This window comes from Streptomyces sp. NPDC058195, assembly GCF_042883525.1.
Lineage (GTDB): Bacteria > Actinomycetota > Actinomycetes > Streptomycetales > Streptomycetaceae > Streptomyces.
Genome location: NZ_JBHVVM010000011.1, coordinates 51,155 through 65,653 on the forward strand (window position 1 = coordinate 51,155; position 14,499 = coordinate 65,653).

The 14,499-nt window shown below is 69.6% G+C and carries 14 protein-coding genes; all 14 read left to right on the top strand.

The features are described from left to right. Positions 1-36: 36 nt before the first annotated feature. The gene (locus tag ACFVWY_RS15975; protein WP_389872078.1) at positions 37-1,533 is read left to right on the top strand and encodes a DUF6801 domain-containing protein; all 1,497 of its coding nucleotides are present in this window, start codon (positions 37-39) and stop codon (positions 1,531-1,533) included. 89 nt (positions 1,534-1,622) lie between these two features. Continuing rightward, complete coding sequence (locus ACFVWY_RS15980; RefSeq protein WP_389872081.1) at positions 1,623-2,582, top strand: hypothetical protein; 960 nt, start codon at positions 1,623-1,625, stop codon at positions 2,580-2,582. A 22-nt stretch (positions 2,583-2,604) separates the two neighbouring features. After that, a complete protein-coding gene (locus ACFVWY_RS15985; protein WP_389872084.1) occupies positions 2,605-3,168 on the top strand; it encodes a hypothetical protein in 564 nt (187 codons plus the stop codon). 551 nt (positions 3,169-3,719) lie between these two features. Beyond that, complete coding sequence (locus ACFVWY_RS15990) at positions 3,720-4,715, top strand: ABC transporter ATP-binding protein (RefSeq protein WP_389872087.1); 996 nt, start codon at positions 3,720-3,722, stop codon at positions 4,713-4,715. Further along, positions 4,712-5,572 (top strand): MlaE family ABC transporter permease, encoded by an 861-nt coding sequence (locus tag ACFVWY_RS15995; RefSeq protein WP_389872090.1) that lies wholly within the window; start codon positions 4,712-4,714, stop codon positions 5,570-5,572. Before ACFVWY_RS15990 ends, ACFVWY_RS15995 begins: the two co-directional genes overlap by 4 nt. 3 nt (positions 5,573-5,575) lie before the next feature. After that, positions 5,576-6,379 carry an MlaE family ABC transporter permease gene (locus ACFVWY_RS16000; RefSeq protein ID WP_389872092.1) on the top strand — a complete coding sequence of 268 codons (804 nt, stop codon included), beginning with the start codon at positions 5,576-5,578 and terminating at the stop codon, positions 6,377-6,379. Continuing rightward, on the top strand, positions 6,379-7,692 hold the full coding sequence (locus ACFVWY_RS16005; RefSeq protein ID WP_389872094.1) for an MCE family protein: 1,314 nt from the start codon (positions 6,379-6,381) through the stop codon (positions 7,690-7,692). Before ACFVWY_RS16000 ends, ACFVWY_RS16005 begins: the two co-directional genes overlap by 1 nt. After that, a complete protein-coding gene (locus tag ACFVWY_RS16010) occupies positions 7,689-8,720 on the top strand; it encodes an MCE family protein (RefSeq protein ID WP_389872097.1) in 1,032 nt (343 codons plus the stop codon). The genes ACFVWY_RS16005 and ACFVWY_RS16010 overlap by 4 nt, the downstream gene beginning before the upstream one ends. Further along, entirely contained in the window at positions 8,717-9,736 is a 1,020-nt protein-coding gene (locus ACFVWY_RS16015) for an MCE family protein (RefSeq protein ID WP_389872100.1), read from the top strand. The genes ACFVWY_RS16010 and ACFVWY_RS16015 overlap by 4 nt, the downstream gene beginning before the upstream one ends. 1 nt (position 9,737) lies before the next feature. Next, positions 9,738-10,847 (top strand): MCE family protein, encoded by a 1,110-nt coding sequence (locus ACFVWY_RS16020; protein ID WP_389872104.1) that lies wholly within the window; start codon positions 9,738-9,740, stop codon positions 10,845-10,847. Next, complete coding sequence (locus ACFVWY_RS16025; RefSeq protein WP_389872107.1) at positions 10,844-11,986, top strand: MCE family protein; 1,143 nt, start codon at positions 10,844-10,846, stop codon at positions 11,984-11,986. The genes ACFVWY_RS16020 and ACFVWY_RS16025 overlap by 4 nt, the downstream gene beginning before the upstream one ends. After that, positions 11,983-13,245, top strand: a complete 1,263-nt coding sequence (locus tag ACFVWY_RS16030) for an MCE family protein (protein ID WP_389872109.1) — start codon at positions 11,983-11,985, stop codon at positions 13,243-13,245. The genes ACFVWY_RS16025 and ACFVWY_RS16030 overlap by 4 nt, the downstream gene beginning before the upstream one ends. Next, positions 13,242-13,763, top strand: coding sequence for a hypothetical protein (locus ACFVWY_RS16035; RefSeq protein WP_389872112.1), 522 nt, complete (start codon positions 13,242-13,244; stop codon positions 13,761-13,763). The genes ACFVWY_RS16030 and ACFVWY_RS16035 overlap by 4 nt, the downstream gene beginning before the upstream one ends. Beyond that, on the top strand, positions 13,760-14,428 hold the full coding sequence (locus ACFVWY_RS16040; protein ID WP_389872115.1) for a hypothetical protein: 669 nt from the start codon (positions 13,760-13,762) through the stop codon (positions 14,426-14,428). Before ACFVWY_RS16035 ends, ACFVWY_RS16040 begins: the two co-directional genes overlap by 4 nt. Positions 14,429-14,499: the final 71 nt, after the last annotated feature.

Below are 14,499 nucleotides of genomic sequence, written 5' to 3' on the forward strand. Positions count from 1 at the left end.
GCGCAGTATTCCGAGACGAACAGCAGGTATGTCGAGATGAGAATCAGAGCCCCTCGCGACGAGCGGACCGAGGCGGAAGGCCGGGGACCGGCCCGTACCACCGTGCGGGTCGCCGCGGTAGGCGTGCTGGCGCTGGTGGCGGGCTTCATGCCGGGCACGGGATCGGCGGCGGACACCCGTACCGCCGAGGCGGACATCGCGTACAGCTGTGACCTGCCGTCCGGTACGCAGCCGGTCGCGGTGCACGTCGAGGCGGACCTGCCGGTCAGCTCCGGCGTCGGGACGGAGATCCAGCCGCAGGACGTGTCCCTCTCCTTCGCGCTGCCGCGCGCGGCCCTGGCCGACCTGCCGGGGATCGAGTCGCCGCTCGTCTCGGGATCGGCGCGGCTGCTCACCGAGGTCTCCCAGCGGGGCGAGGGCACCGAGGTGCCCTGGCAGGGGCTGGCCATCGCCGAGACCGCCGTCCCGGACACCGGGGACATCGCCCTGCGGGCCACCGGCGAGGTGCCGACGATCACTCCGAGGTCGAGCGGCGACGTGATCTTCTCCGCCGGACAGCTGGACGTGGGCCTCACCGTCCGCGACGCCAAGGGCTCCGGGGACGTGCCGTCACCGCGGTCCGTCACCTGCCGGGCCGATCCGGACCAGAGCGCCGAGCTGGCCTCCGTCGCGGTTCCCCGGCCGGCCGGTGCCACGCCTCCGGGCGGGACGTCGCCCGAGCTGTCCGGCGACGTGCTCCCCGACCGGTCCGCGACCGCTCGGGCGGACGCGGACGGCCCGGCCCCGTCGGCGGGCGTCCCCGTACCCGACGGCTGCACGGTCGTGACCGGCCCGATCCCGCAGGTGCCGAAGCCGGCGCACGGCTACATGGCTGGCTACAGCAACGTCAACAAACTCGACGGAGCCGTGAAGTTCAAGGACCCCGGACACCTCCGGCTCAATCTCAACAGTTCGGTCTCCTTCCTCAGGTGCGGGACGGCCATGAAGAGCTGGCTGGTCAGTGACGGCACGCTCGACTATCAGGGCAAGCCCCAGATGCCGCCCGCCGAGGCCACGTTCCTCACCTTCGGCTTCATGCCGACGACGGGAAAGCTGGAGCTGTCCCTGGAGGACCGGATCTCCATCGCGACGATGGGTGACTCCGTGCCCGACGCGAACGGCCAGTACAAGGAGACGACCACCGCGGTGGTCCCGGTGAGCCTGCGTCTGTACGACGTGTCCGTCAACGGGGAACCGCTGGACGTCGGCCCCAACTGCCGCAGCGCCACTCCGATGCAGCTGGAGCTGGTCGGCCAGGGCGAGACCGGGCGGCAGGGCTCGAAGGGCTACACGGTGAAGAACGGAGGGCCGCTGATCGGGTACCCGGACGTGCCGCCCTTCTCCGGGTGCGGGGCGACGGAGGACCTGGACAACCTCTTCATCGCCTCGCTCTCCAGCCCGGACAACTACACGAAGATGATGCAGTCCCCGCTCTGCGTCGAGGGGGCCCCGGCCAACTGCCCCGAGCCGCAGAAGCCCACCCCCGAACGCTGACGTTCCGCACCCCGTGCCGGCCGTTCCCCGGCACGCGCCGACCGTTTCTCCGTACGTGCTGCCCCGTTTCCCAGAAAGGCTGACAAACCATGCGAGCTGCTTCGAAAAGCGTGAGACCCGCCCTCCTCGGTGCGCTGGCGGCGGTGGCCGTCGGCATCCCGCTGAGCACCTCACCGGCGAGCGCCGTCTCCGCGCAGGGGATGAACGGCAACTGGGCGCCGTTCAGCCGCTGTCCGGTCGACGACCCGGCCATGCTGGCCGCGGACGGTGTCACCGACATCGCGATGTGCGTGTCCTCGCACTCCGAGAGCGGCTCCATCAAGCTCGGCAACACCGAGGCGACGACCGGTGCCAACGACCTTCAGTTCGGCATCATCCGCAACACGTCGACCGGCGCGTCCAAGGTCGTCCCGGCCGCGGGCGGATCGATCGTGGGAGCACCGACGGAGATCCCCGGCGGACTGCTCGGGATCATGTGCCCGAGCGGCATCCCGGTGGTCTCCGACATCTGCAAGCAGCTGACGGACAACAACCTCAACCGTGTCGTCGCCACGGTGCAGTCGGTGGGTACCCCCACCAACTTCGACCTGACGGCTGGCATGCAGAGCGGGAAGACGATCGTCAACATCCCGGTCCGCATCCACCTGGAGAACCCGTTCCTGGGCTCGAAGTGCTACATCGGCACCGCCTCCGACCCCATCGTGCTGAGCCCGCGCAACCTCACCCAGCCCGCCATCGGCAGCCGCCGCTTCGACGCGGACGGCACGGCGAACACCGGGGGCTTCCTCAACCGGATCGAGCTGACCGGCAACGCGCAGGGGGACGCGGCCTTCGCGGTGCCCGGCGTGAGCGGCTGCGGTCCGCTGACCCTCGGCGAGCTGAACTGGGCGGTCAACCTGAAGACCGGTCTCCCCTCGGCCTCCGGCAAGAACAGCCTCACGCTCAACAACGCCGCCACCTACACGGCGGGCCTGGCCCTGCCGGGAGCGTCGGCGCCCAACGCGGGCCGGCTCCTGTCGGAGAACTGGCACGCGGGCGTGGCGAAGTAGCCGGGGAAGGGGCGAGGTGCTCATGAGGAACCGGACCGGACGGTTATGGTGCGCGGCGGCGGTCGGCGCGCTGACCGCGGCGGCGGTGCCTTCCGCGTACGCCGCCTCCGCAGGCGAGGCCCCCGTGCCGCTCGCCCGGAGCTGGACGGCGAAGCTCTTACCCGGATCCACGGCCGAGTTCCGGCTGCCGGGCGGAGCCGTCACCTGTGACACCAGCACCGCGTCGGGTGCGGACTACGCGATCGCGCAGGCGGCGTGGACGTGTACGGGCCCGTTGGGTATGACCGGCCAGGCGACGCTGTCCGGTGGTGCCGCGTTCTCCCCGCAGTCCTCGTCGGGAGGCGTCCAGCAAGGGGTAGTGCCGGGCTTCCGGGTATCCCTGGCCTTCGACTCGATTCTGGGCACCTGTACCGCCGTGATATCAGGAGCCCTCGGCAACGCCTCGTTCGACGAGACGACCAGCCGTTTCGCCGTGACCAACGGAACCGGCATCAGAGTCGCGAGCGCCTCCGGCTGCGCGGGTCTCATCAACACCGGGGATCCTGCCGGATTCCAGGGCCAATACCAGGTCACGTTCCTCCAGTAATACCCGTTCCGCCTCTTCGTCCGCCCCACCCGGCTGCTTCCGGGTGGGGCGGACGTATGTGACGGGCCTTCCGGCCGGCACACCGAACCCACTCACTTATGCATAAGCGAATGAGGTCGAATGCTCACCGGACAACAAAAAGAGCCGAGAACGTGTTTCAGCCCACAGAAAGTTTACGATCCAGTATTGCTAAGAAGGTTACCGGGTCGTAGCGTCCCGGTTGAGCAGCGAGGAAACGCATCCACGGCTGCTCGCCCGGTACCTCGGGGCCCGGGTGGACCCGGCCTCGCCGGCCGTCGGGCCCCTATCTGCGGGCCGGAGGGCTTGCGCACCTTTCGACAAAGCCGCCGAACGGGTTTGTCACTTGGTGACAAGTACTTCGCGCCGCACCCCAGATTCGTCGATTTCCGCTGCTCAACGGCTTGTCCTGGCGGTTTCGACGGACATAGCGTGTGCGCCTCCTGGTGCATGTGTGACGAGCCGCCATTGGATTTCTCAGAGCCGGAGCGCTGACAGATGAGTTCGTTCACCACAACTTCGAAGGAGGGCCGATGGGAATCGAAGTAGTCGTCGAAGGCCTCACGAAGTCCTTCGGCAAGCAGAACATCTGGCAGGACGTCACCCTCACGCTGCCCGCCGGAGAAGTGAGCGTGATGCTCGGTCCCTCCGGTACGGGAAAGACCGTCTTCCTGAAATCCATCATCGGTCTGCTGAAGCCCGAACAAGGACGCGTTCTCATCAACGGCGTCGACATGGTGAACAGTCCGGAACGCGACATCATGGAGACCCGGAAGCTCTTCGGGCTCATGTTCCAGGACGGTGCTCTCTTCGGGTCGATGTCGCTCTTCGACAACATCGCGTTCCCGCTGCGCGAGCACACCCGCAAGAAGGAATCGGAGATCCGTCGCATCGTCATGGAGCGGATCGACATCGTCGGTCTCCTCGGCGCCGAGGACAAGCTCCCCGGCGAGATCTCCGGCGGTATGCGCAAGCGTGCCGGACTGGCCCGCGCCCTCGTGCTGGACCCGCAGATCATCCTGTGCGACGAACCCGACTCCGGACTCGACCCGGTCCGCACCGCCTACATCTCCCAGCTGCTCATCGACCTCAACGCCCAGATCGACGCGACGATGCTCATCGTCACCCACAACCTCGACATCGCGGCCACGGTCCCCGACAACATGGGGATGCTGTTCTGCCGCAACCTGGTGACCTTCGGGCCCCGCGAGGTACTGCTCACCAGCGATCTGCCGGTCGTCTCCCAGTTCCTCGCCGGTCGCCGCGAAGGACCCATCGGGATGGCCGAGGAGAAGGACGCCGCCACCCTCGCCGCCGAGGAGGTCAGCGGCTACGGGGTCGGCATCAGCTCCGCCAACGCGCCGCGCACCGTCGTCCCGCAGCTGGAGCCCTCGCCCGGCATGCCCGTACGGCAGGCCGCGCTGCGCCGCCGGGAGCGGGTCATGTCGATGATGGGCCAGCTGCCCGAGGCCGCCCGCACCGCGATCATGAAGAGTTACACCCCGGCGGCCGGCGGTGAGCGCCCATGACGGCCCCCATGCCGTTGCCGCCCCCCGAACCGTCCTCCGCGGACGTACCGAGGCCCCAGGAGCAGCGGGCCGCGCCGCGCAAGCAGCCGAGCCGGCTGCTCGCCCCGCTCCGCGAGACCGGGAAGCTGTTCTCCCTCGCCGCCACGGTGAGCCGTGAGGTCTTCCGGCGGCCCTTCCAGGTACGGGAGTTCATCGAGCAGTTCTGGTTCGTCGCCAGCGTCACCATCCTGCCCGCCGCACTCGTGTCGATCCCGTTCGGCGCCGTCATCGCCCTCCAGGTCGGTTCGCTGACCCAGCAGCTCGGCGCCCAGTCGTTCACCGGCGGCGCCAGCGTCCTGGCCGTCATCCAGCAGGCCAGCCCGATCATCGTGGCCCTGCTGATCTCCGGCGCCGCGGGCTCGGCCATCTGCGCCGACCTCGGCTCCCGCAAGATCCGCGAGGAACTCGACGCGATGGAGGTCATGGGCGTCTCGCCGATCCAGCGCCTCGTCGTCCCCCGGGTCCTGGCCACCATGCTGGTCGCCGTCCTGCTCAACGGCCTGGTCTCCGTGGTCGGCACGCTCGGCGGCTACTTCTTCAACGTGATCCTCCAGCACGGCACCCCCGGCGCCTACCTGGCCAGCTTCTCCGCCCTCGCCCAGCTGCCCGACCTGTACATCAGCGAGGTCAAGGCGCTGATCTTCGGCTTCATCGCGGGCATCGTCGCCGCCTACCGGGGACTCAACCCGCGCGGCGGACCCAAGGGCGTCGGCGACGCGGTCAACCAGTCGGTCGTCATCACCTTCATGCTGCTGTTCTTCGTGAACACGGTCCTCACGGCGATCTACCTCCAGATCGTCCCCGCGAAGGGGAGCTGACCGATGTCGATGCTCAGCTGGCTCGACCGATCCGGCGAACAACTCACCTTCTACGTACGCGCCCTGATCTGGATCCCCCGGACCCTGCGCCGCTATCTGCGCGAGGTCCAGCGGCTGCTGGCCGAGGTGGCCTTCGGCAGCGGCGGTCTCGGCGTCATCGGCGGCACCATCGGTGTGATGGTCGCGATGACCCTCTTCACCGGCACCGTCGTCGGACTCCAGGGGTACGCGGCCCTCAACCAGATCGGCACCTCCGCGTTCACCGGCTTCATCTCCGCCTACTTCAACACCCGCGAGATCGCCCCGCTCGTCGCCGGGCTCGCGCTCTCCGCGACCGTGGGCGCCGGGTTCACCGCCCAGCTCGGCGCGATGCGGATCAACGAGGAGGTCGACGCCCTGGAGGCGATGGGCGTGCGGTCCATGCCGTACCTCGTCTCCACCCGGATCATCGCCGGGGTCGTCGCGATCATCCCGCTGTACGCGGTCGGGCTGCTCTCCTCGTACCTCGCCTCCCGCCTGGTCACCGTCCTGTTCAACGGGCAGTCGGCGGGCACCTACGACCACTACTTCAATCTCTTCCTCTCCCCGGACGACGTGCTGCTGTCGGTGCTCAAGGTGCTGATCTTCAGCGTGATGGTGATCCTCGCCCACTGCTACTACGGCTTCCACGCCACCGGCGGACCCGCCGGGGTGGGCGTCGCGGTCGGGCGGTCGGTCCGTAACGCCATCGTGCTCATCAGCGTCACCGACTTCTTCCTCTCGCTCGCGATCTGGGGCGCGACCACGACGGTGAAGGTGGCCGGCTGATGATCTCCCACAGCACGCAGACCGTGCGCCGCAGACTTGCCGGAGTCGCCTTCCTCCTCGTACCCGCCGTACTCGTCTGGGTGTCCGTCTCGGTCTACCGCAAGGACTTCACCGACGACGCGACGGTGACCGTACGCACCTCCAGCGTCGGCAACGAGATGCACGACAACGCCGATGTGAAGCTGCGCGGTGTCGTCGTCGGGCAGGTCCGCCACATCGCGGCCGACGGGGACGGGGCCCGGCTCACCCTCGCCATCGACCCCGGCAAGCTCGACCGGATCCCGTCCGACGTGACCGCCCAGATGCTGCCCACCACCCTCTTCGGGGAACGGTTCGTCGCCCTCGTCCCCCCGTCGCTGCCGTCCAGCAGGCCGCTGCGGGCCGGAGCGGTCATCCCGCAGGACCGTTCCAGCAACGCGATCGAGCTGGAGCAGGTGCTCGACAACGTGCTTCCGCTGCTGACGGCCGTCAAACCGGAGAAGCTCGCCGCCACCCTCGGCGCCGTCTCCCAGGCACTCCAGGGGCGCGGCGAGAAGCTCGGCGACACCCTCGCCACGCTCGACGCCCACCTGGCGAAGTTCAACCCCCAGCTGCCCACGCTCAACGAGGACATCAAGGAACTCGTCAAGGTGTCCAAGGTGTACGGGGACGCCGCCCCCGACATCCTCGACGCGCTCACCGACTTCACCACCACCAGCGGCACCCTCGCCGAGCAGGAAGCACAGCTCGCCGGGCTCTACGGCTCCACCACCGCCTCCGCCCGCGACCTGACCTCCTTCCTCCAGGAGAACAAGGACAACCTCATCCGGCTCTCCGCGGCCAGCAGGCCGACGCTGGAGACGCTCGCCCGGTACTCGTCCTCGTTCCCCTGCACCCTGCGGACCCTGGCCGGATTCGTCCCTGCCATGGACAAGGCGCTCGGCAAGGGCACCGACCGGCCAGGACTCCACGTCACCGTCAAGCCGGTGAAGTCGAAGGGCAAATACGTGCCCGGCCGGGACACCCCGGTCTACCGCGCGTCCGGCGGGCCGCACTGCTATTCCGTGCCGTACATGGGCAAGGCCGCACCGACCGCCGACGCCCGCACGGCGGCCCCGGTCACCGCGCCCGCCACCGGCACCGCCGGCCGGACGGCCGACGCCACGCCCCCGGGCCCGCGGTCCGGTCTCGGCATGCCCAACTCCCCGCAGGAGAGCCAGCTCGTCAACGAACTGGTCGCTCCCTCACTGAAAGTCCAGCCGCAGACCCTGCCCGACTGGAGCAGCGTGCTCATCGGTCCGGCCTTCCGCGGTGCGGAGGTGAAGCTCAAGTGAAGCGCCGCTCTCTCGCCGGTCCGCTCACGAAATCGATCGTCTTCGTCCTGGTGACCGTGCTGGCCACCAGCGTGCTGGCCCTGTCCATCGCCAACACGAGCGTCGGCGACTCCACCACCTACCGGGCCAGGTTCACCGACGTCACCGGACTGGTCGTCGGCGACAGCGTCCGGATCGCGGGGGTCAAGGTCGGGCAGGTCGAGTCCATCGAGGTCGCCGACAAGCGGCTGGCCGAGGTCGCCTTCGCCGTACGCAAGGGACGCAAGCTCCCCGCCTCGGTGAACGCCTCGATCAAGTACCTCAACATGGTCGGCCAGCGGTACATCGACCTCGACCAGGGAGCCGGGCCGGTCGGCCGGAGCTTCGCCGCCGGGGCGACGATCCCGCTCTCCCGCACCACCCCCGCCCTCGACCTGACCCAGCTCTTCAACGGCTTCCAGCCCCTGTTCGAAGGTCTCTCCCCGCCCGACGTCAACCAGCTGGCCGGTTCCATCGTCCAGGTGCTCCAGGGCGAGGGCGGCACCGTCGACAGCATCCTCCAGCACGTCGGTTCGCTGACCGGAACGGTCGCCGCGAAGGACAAGGTGATCGGCGAGGTGATCAAGAACCTCAACACGGTCCTGAAGACCGTCAACGACCGCGAGGCGGGCTTCGACGACCTCGTCGACACCCTCCAGCAGCTGGTCACCGGCTTCGCCGGAGACCGTAAACCGCTCGGCCGGGCCGTCACCGCGATGGGCGCGCTCACCACCGTCACCGCGGATCTGCTCGACGACGGGCGCGAACCCCTCAAGCAGGACATCAAGCAGCTCGGAAGGCTCTCCGGCCAGCTGGAGAAGGGGACACCGCAGATCGAGAACTTCCTGGAGAAGACCCCGGCGAAGATGTCCGCGATCACCCGGCTGGTCTCCTACGGCTCCTGGCTCAACCTCTACCTCTGCGAGGCCAAGGTCAGCGGAGTGACCACCGAGGACGGCAGCGCCCCGCCCACCGGCATCGAGGTCAGGAAGCCGAGGTGCCAGGGATGAGGATCACACCCGTACGGGAACGCAACCCCGTGGCCGTGGCCGTCGTGGGACTGCTCGTCCTCGCCCTCATCGGCCTGGGCGCCTACCGCGTCGACTCGCTGCCCTTCATCGGCGGCGGCACCACCTACAGCGCCGACTTCACCGAATCGGCCGGACTGGCCGAGGGCGACGAGGTGCGGGTCGCCGGAGTGAAGGTCGGCGAGGTCACCGGCGTCACGCTGGACGGGCCCAAGGTGAAGGTCAGCTTCAGGGTCAAGGACGTCTGGATCGGCAATTCCTCCACCATCGGCATCGCCATCAAGACCCTGCTCGGCGAGAAGTACCTCGCCGTCGACCCGCTGGGTGACGCCGCGCAGGACCCGCGGACCCGCATCCGGACGAGCCGCACCACCTCCCCGTACGACGTCACCCAGGCGTTCAACGGGCTCGGCGAGACCATCGGCGAGATCGACACCGAGCAGCTCGCCAAGAGCTTCGAGACGATCTCCGCCACCTTCAAGGACTCCCCGCCGAACGTGAAGAGCGCGGCAGAAGGGCTCTCCGCCCTCTCGAAGACGGTCTCCGAACGCGACGCCCAGCTCGCCACGCTCCTCAAGGGCAGCAAACAGCTCACCAGGACGCTCGCCGACAAGAAGAGCAGCTTCGAGACCCTGCTGGAGGACGGCAATCTGCTCCTCGGCGAGATCCAGGCCCGCCGCGACGCCATCCACCAGCTGCTCACCGGCACCCGCAGCCTCGGTACCCAGCTCAGCGGCCTGGTACGGGACAACGACAAGCAGCTGAAGCCCACCCTCGACTCGCTCGGCCGGGTCACCGCCGTACTGGTCAAGAACCGCAAGAGTCTCGACAAGGTGCTCTCGATGGCCGGCTCGTACAGCAGGCTCGTCGGCAACACCCTCGGCAGTGGCCGCTGGTTCGACAACTACGTCTGCGGAGTCGTCCCGAAGGCGTACGTGCCCGCGGGCACGCCCGCCGGGGCCGAGTGCAAGCCACCCAAGCAGCAAGGCGGCCGCTGACATGAGAATGAAGCGCATCGTCGGCATCGGCGCCGGACTCGCCGTGGTGGCCGTGGCCGCCACCACCGGCGTGCTGGCCGCGGACGACGAGGGATCGACCATCACCGCCTACTTCGACCAGGCCACCGGCGTGTACGCCGGGTCCGACCTGCGCGTCCTTGGCGTACGGGTCGGCACGGTCGAGTCGGTCACGCCCCGCGGCAAGGAGGTCAAGGTCACCCTGCGGCTCGACAAGGGCGTCCAGGTCCCCAAGGGGGCGCACGCCGTGGTCGTCGCGCCCAGCCTGGTCGCCGACCGCTACGTCCAGCTCGCCCCCGCCTACGACGGCGGACCGGAGATCGAGGACAACGCCGTACTGCCCGCCGCGAACAACGCCACCCCCGTCGAGGTGGACCAGCTGTACGACTCCATCACCCAGCTCTCCAAGGCCCTCGGCCCCGAGGGCGCCAACGCCGACGGGGCACTGTCCGGCCTGCTCGACACCGGGGCCAGGAACCTCGACGGCAACGGCGCGGCCATCGGCGACTCCATCGAGCAGTTCGGCAAGGCCACCAAGACCCTCGACAAGAGCAGCGGCAACCTCTTCGACACCCTGTCCTACCTGCAGACCTTCACCACCATGCTGAAGGAGAACGACGGCAACGTCCGCGCCGCCGAGCAGCAGCTCAACTCCGTCACCGGCTTCCTCGCCGACGACAAGGAGAACCTCGGCGCGGCCCTGAAGGAACTGGGCACCGCGCTCGCCCAGGTCAAGGGCTTCATCCAGAAGAACCGCGGCGCGCTGAAGAAGAACGTCGAGGCCCTGGTGCCGATCACCCAGAGCCTGGTCGACCAGCGGGCCTCGCTCGCCGAGGCGATGGACACCCTGCCGCTCGCCGCGGGCAACGTCCTCAACGCCTACGACCCGGCCAACCGCACGCTCAACGGCCGCACCAACCTCAACGAGCTGTCCATGGGCGGACCGCTCACCGAGTCTCCCGGGCTCGCCGGTCTCACCCCGGTGGACACCGCACGCCGCAAGGCGCTGCCCAGCCTGCCGCTTCCCGCCGTCGGCACCGTCTACGGCACCCCGGCGAAGACCGCCACGCAGAAGAAGGGGGCGAACCGATGAGCCCAGCGCTGCGCAGACCCGGAGCCCGCACCACGGGGGTCGTCGCCCTGGTGGCGGTGGGCGTCGGCCTGGCCCTCGTCGCCACCTCCGGCCTGCCCACGTTCACCGGCATCGACCAGGTGCCGCTGCCCGGCGGCGCCGACCTCGGAGACCACCCGTACGAGATCACCGCCGAGTTCGCGGACGTGCTCAGCCTTGCCCCGCAGGCCTCGGTGAAGGTCAACGACGTCGCCGTCGGCCGGGTCACCAAGATCGCGCTGGGCTCGGACAGCTGGAACGCCAAGGTCACCATGCGGGTCAACGGCAAGGTCGAACTGCCCGCGAACGCCTACGCCCACCTGGAGCAGTCCAGCCTCCTCGGCGAGAAGTACATCCAGCTCGCCACGCCCAGCAGCGGCACCGCACAGGGACGGCTCGCCGACGGGGACCGGATCCCGCTGGCCCGCACCAACCGCAACCCCGAGGTCGAAGAGGTCTTCGGCGCCCTGTCGATGCTCCTCAACGGCGGTGGCGTCAACCAGCTCAAGACCATCACCACCGAACTCAACAAGGCGCTCTCGGGCCGCGAACCCCAGGTCCGTTCCATGCTCCGCCGGGTCGACACCCTGGTCACCAACCTGGACGGCCACAAGAAGGACATCACCGACGCCCTCGACGGGGTGAACCGGCTCTCCGCCACCCTCGCCACCCGCAAGCAGGACGTCGGCACGGTCCTCACCGGGCTCAGCCCCGGCCTCAAGGTGCTGGAGAAGCAGCGCGGTTCACTCCTCACCATGCTCCGCTCGCTCGACACCCTCTCCACCGTCGCCGTCGACACGGTCAACAGGAGCAAGGCCGACATGATCGCCGACCTCAAGGCCCTCGCCCCCAGCCTCAAGGCGCTCGCCGACTCCGGCCGCGACCTGCCCGACTCCCTCCAGGTGCTGCTCACCTACCCCTTCACGGACGAGGTGCTGCGCGGGGTGAAGGGCGACTACCTCAACGTCTACCTGGATGTGACGGCCATGCCCGGCACGCAGATCATCCCGCCGCTGATCCCGGCGGCGAAGCCGCAGAGCGGGGCCGCCCCGGCCGCGCGCTCCCTGCCGCTGCCGCTCCCCGCGATCCCGGCGGCGGGCACCGACGGGAGCAGCCAGTGATCACCCTCTCCATCCGGCTCAAGAACATCTCGTTCCTGATCATCGCCGTGCTCGTGCTCGGCTTCCTCGGGGTGCGGTACGCCGACCTCGGCCACTACGTCGGCCTGCGCAGCTACTACACCGTCAAGGTCCAGCTGCCGCGCACCGGAGGGCTGTACACCCACTCCAACGTCACCTACCGGGGCGTCTCGGTGGGCCGGGTCGGCCCCATCGAGCTGACCGACGACGGGGTCGAGGCCGAACTGCGCATCGAGAAGGACGCACCGAAGATCCCGGACGGGCTGGAGGCCGTGGTCGCCAGCCTTTCCGCCGTCGGCGAGCAGTACGTCGACCTGCGGCCCACCCGCACCGGCGGTCCGTACCTGGCGAACGGCTCCGTCATCGACCAGGCCGACACCACCGTGCCCGCGCCCGTCACCAACGTCCTCACCAGCGTCAACGACCTGGCGAGCTCGGTCGATCTGGAATCCCTGCGCACCGTCGTCGACGAGTTCGGAACCGCGTTCGAGGGACGTGGCGACGACCTCCAGGTGCTGCTGGACACCAGCAGCGACTTCGTCCAGGCGGCGGACGACGCACTGCCCACGACCACCAGGCTGATGGCCGACGGCCGGACCGTACTGCGCACCCAGGCCGAACAGGGCGAGGCGCTCAAGGGCTTCGCCTCGGGCGCCGAGGAGCTGGCCGCACAGCTCAAGAGCTCCGACACCGACCTGCGCAAGCTGATCACGGTCGCCCCCGACGCCACCGGGCAGATCAGCGGACTGCTGCGGGACGTCGACCCGGCCTTCGGGGTCGTCGTCGCCAACCTCCTCACCACCTCCGAGGTGGCCGTCACCCGCCAGCGGGGCCTGCAGGAACTTCTGGTGAAGCTGCCCGCGGTCGCCGCCGCGGGGTCCAGCGCGATCGACGAGAACGGCGCCCGGTTCGGGATGTCCGTCACCTTCTTCGAGCCCCTGCCGTGCACCGCCGGGTACGGCGCAACGGCCTACCGCCCCGGTCTGGACACCACCGCCGGACCGCCCGTCAACACCAAGGCCCGCTGCACCTCCTCGCCCGGCACCGGCATCAATGTGCGCGGCAGCGCCAACGCGCCGAAGGGCGGCGCCGTCCCCAAGCCCGCCAAGCCCGGCTCGATGCTGCTGGGCGACGGCACGGCGGACCGGCTCCCCGGCACGCTCGGTGTCACCGGCCAGGCCCCCCGTGGCGGCGATGCCATGGCCGGGCTCCTGGGCCTCGGGCGGGAGGGCGGCCGATGACATCCCGGACGAGGAGCCTGACCGGCTGGGTGGTGCCGCTCGTCGCCGTGGCGGCCTGTGCGCTGGGCGGCTGGTCGTACCTCGGGGCGCGCGGTGACGACAGCCTGGCGTACGCGAAGAGCCGCGACGCCGCCCTGGCCGACGGCACACACCGCCTCGCCCTGCTCAACAGCCTCGACGCCAAGGACGCCCGGAGCGTGGACGCCGGTCTCGGCACCTGGCTCGACTCCGCGACCGGACCGTTCCGCGACCAGCTGGGGCGGACCCGGACCAAGGACGCCGCGGAGCTGACCAAGGCCGGTGCCACCGCACGCGGAAAGGTCACCGACGCCGCGCTCACCGCGCTGGACGAGCGGACCGGGACCGCCGAGATGATCGCGACCGTCGATGTCGAGGTCACCCCGCGCACCGGGCAGGGCGGCACCGAGCGCAAGCGCTTCGAGGCCACGCTGGCCCGTACCCCGGACGGCTGGAAGGTCAAGTCACTCACGGCGATTCCGGTCGGGAGCGGCGCATGAACGAGCGGGGAGGGACAGCGGTCGTGAGCACGGACACCGGCACCCGGGACACCGGGGCCGACGAGGAGACCCGGGCCGACGAGGGGACCGGCGCCGACGACGCGAGCGGGAGCACCGGGGCGGCTGACGCAGAGGCCCCCGCCGAGACCCCCGCTGAGACCTCCGCCCGGCGGTGGCCGCGCATCGTGACGGCGGCCCTGTCGGTCGTGCTGCTCGTGGCTGGCGGGGTGCTCTTCGCGCAGGGCCGGGCCCTGCGCGACACCCCCGCCACCGCGAACCACGCGCTGACCGACAGCGAGGCGACCACCCGGGTCGCGGGCGATGTCAGCAACGCGCTCGGCAAGGTCTTCTCGTACAGCCCGCAGGCCACCGGCGTCACCAAGGAGTCGGCGAAGCAACTGCTCGCCGGCAAGGCGCTCCAGCAGTACGCGGCCCTGTTCGGCCAGGTCGAGAAGCAGGCCGCCGACCAGAAGCTGACGCTCACCACCCATGTCGTACGCGCCGGGGTCACCCGGCTGACGGACGACAGCGCCCACCTGCTGGTCTTCCTCGACCAGGTCTACGAACGCGCGGGAAAACCCGCCACCACGGCGGCCGCCCAGCTCTCCGTCACCGCGCAACTGCGCGACGGGCGCTGGACCGTGGTCGAGATCACCGCCAGATAGCAGCGTCCGCATCCGCGCGACTCGGTACGCGAAGGCCGGCAGAAGAGAGAGACAGCACATGGCACGGGTAC

What these genes read in the sequence shown, in the direction of transcription:
- ACFVWY_RS15975 (WP_389872078.1), top strand. Translation starts at nt 37, where the DNA reads ATGAGAATCAGAGCCCCTCGCGACGAGCGGACCGAGGCGGAAGGCCGG.
- ACFVWY_RS15980 (WP_389872081.1), top strand. Translation starts at nt 1,623, where the DNA reads ATGCGAGCTGCTTCGAAAAGCGTGAGACCCGCCCTCCTCGGTGCGCTG.
- ACFVWY_RS15985 (WP_389872084.1), top strand. Translation starts at nt 2,605, where the DNA reads ATGAGGAACCGGACCGGACGGTTATGGTGCGCGGCGGCGGTCGGCGCG.
- ACFVWY_RS15990 (WP_389872087.1), top strand. Translation starts at nt 3,720, where the DNA reads ATGGGAATCGAAGTAGTCGTCGAAGGCCTCACGAAGTCCTTCGGCAAG.
- ACFVWY_RS15995 (WP_389872090.1), top strand. Translation starts at nt 4,712, where the DNA reads ATGACGGCCCCCATGCCGTTGCCGCCCCCCGAACCGTCCTCCGCGGAC.
- ACFVWY_RS16000 (WP_389872092.1), top strand. Translation starts at nt 5,576, where the DNA reads ATGTCGATGCTCAGCTGGCTCGACCGATCCGGCGAACAACTCACCTTC.
- ACFVWY_RS16005 (WP_389872094.1), top strand. Translation starts at nt 6,379, where the DNA reads ATGATCTCCCACAGCACGCAGACCGTGCGCCGCAGACTTGCCGGAGTC.
- ACFVWY_RS16015 (WP_389872100.1), top strand. Translation starts at nt 8,717, where the DNA reads ATGAGGATCACACCCGTACGGGAACGCAACCCCGTGGCCGTGGCCGTC.
- ACFVWY_RS16020 (WP_389872104.1), top strand. Translation starts at nt 9,738, where the DNA reads ATGAGAATGAAGCGCATCGTCGGCATCGGCGCCGGACTCGCCGTGGTG.
- ACFVWY_RS16025 (WP_389872107.1), top strand. Translation starts at nt 10,844, where the DNA reads ATGAGCCCAGCGCTGCGCAGACCCGGAGCCCGCACCACGGGGGTCGTC.
- ACFVWY_RS16035 (WP_389872112.1), top strand. Translation starts at nt 13,242, where the DNA reads ATGACATCCCGGACGAGGAGCCTGACCGGCTGGGTGGTGCCGCTCGTC.
- ACFVWY_RS16040 (WP_389872115.1), top strand. Translation starts at nt 13,760, where the DNA reads ATGAACGAGCGGGGAGGGACAGCGGTCGTGAGCACGGACACCGGCACC.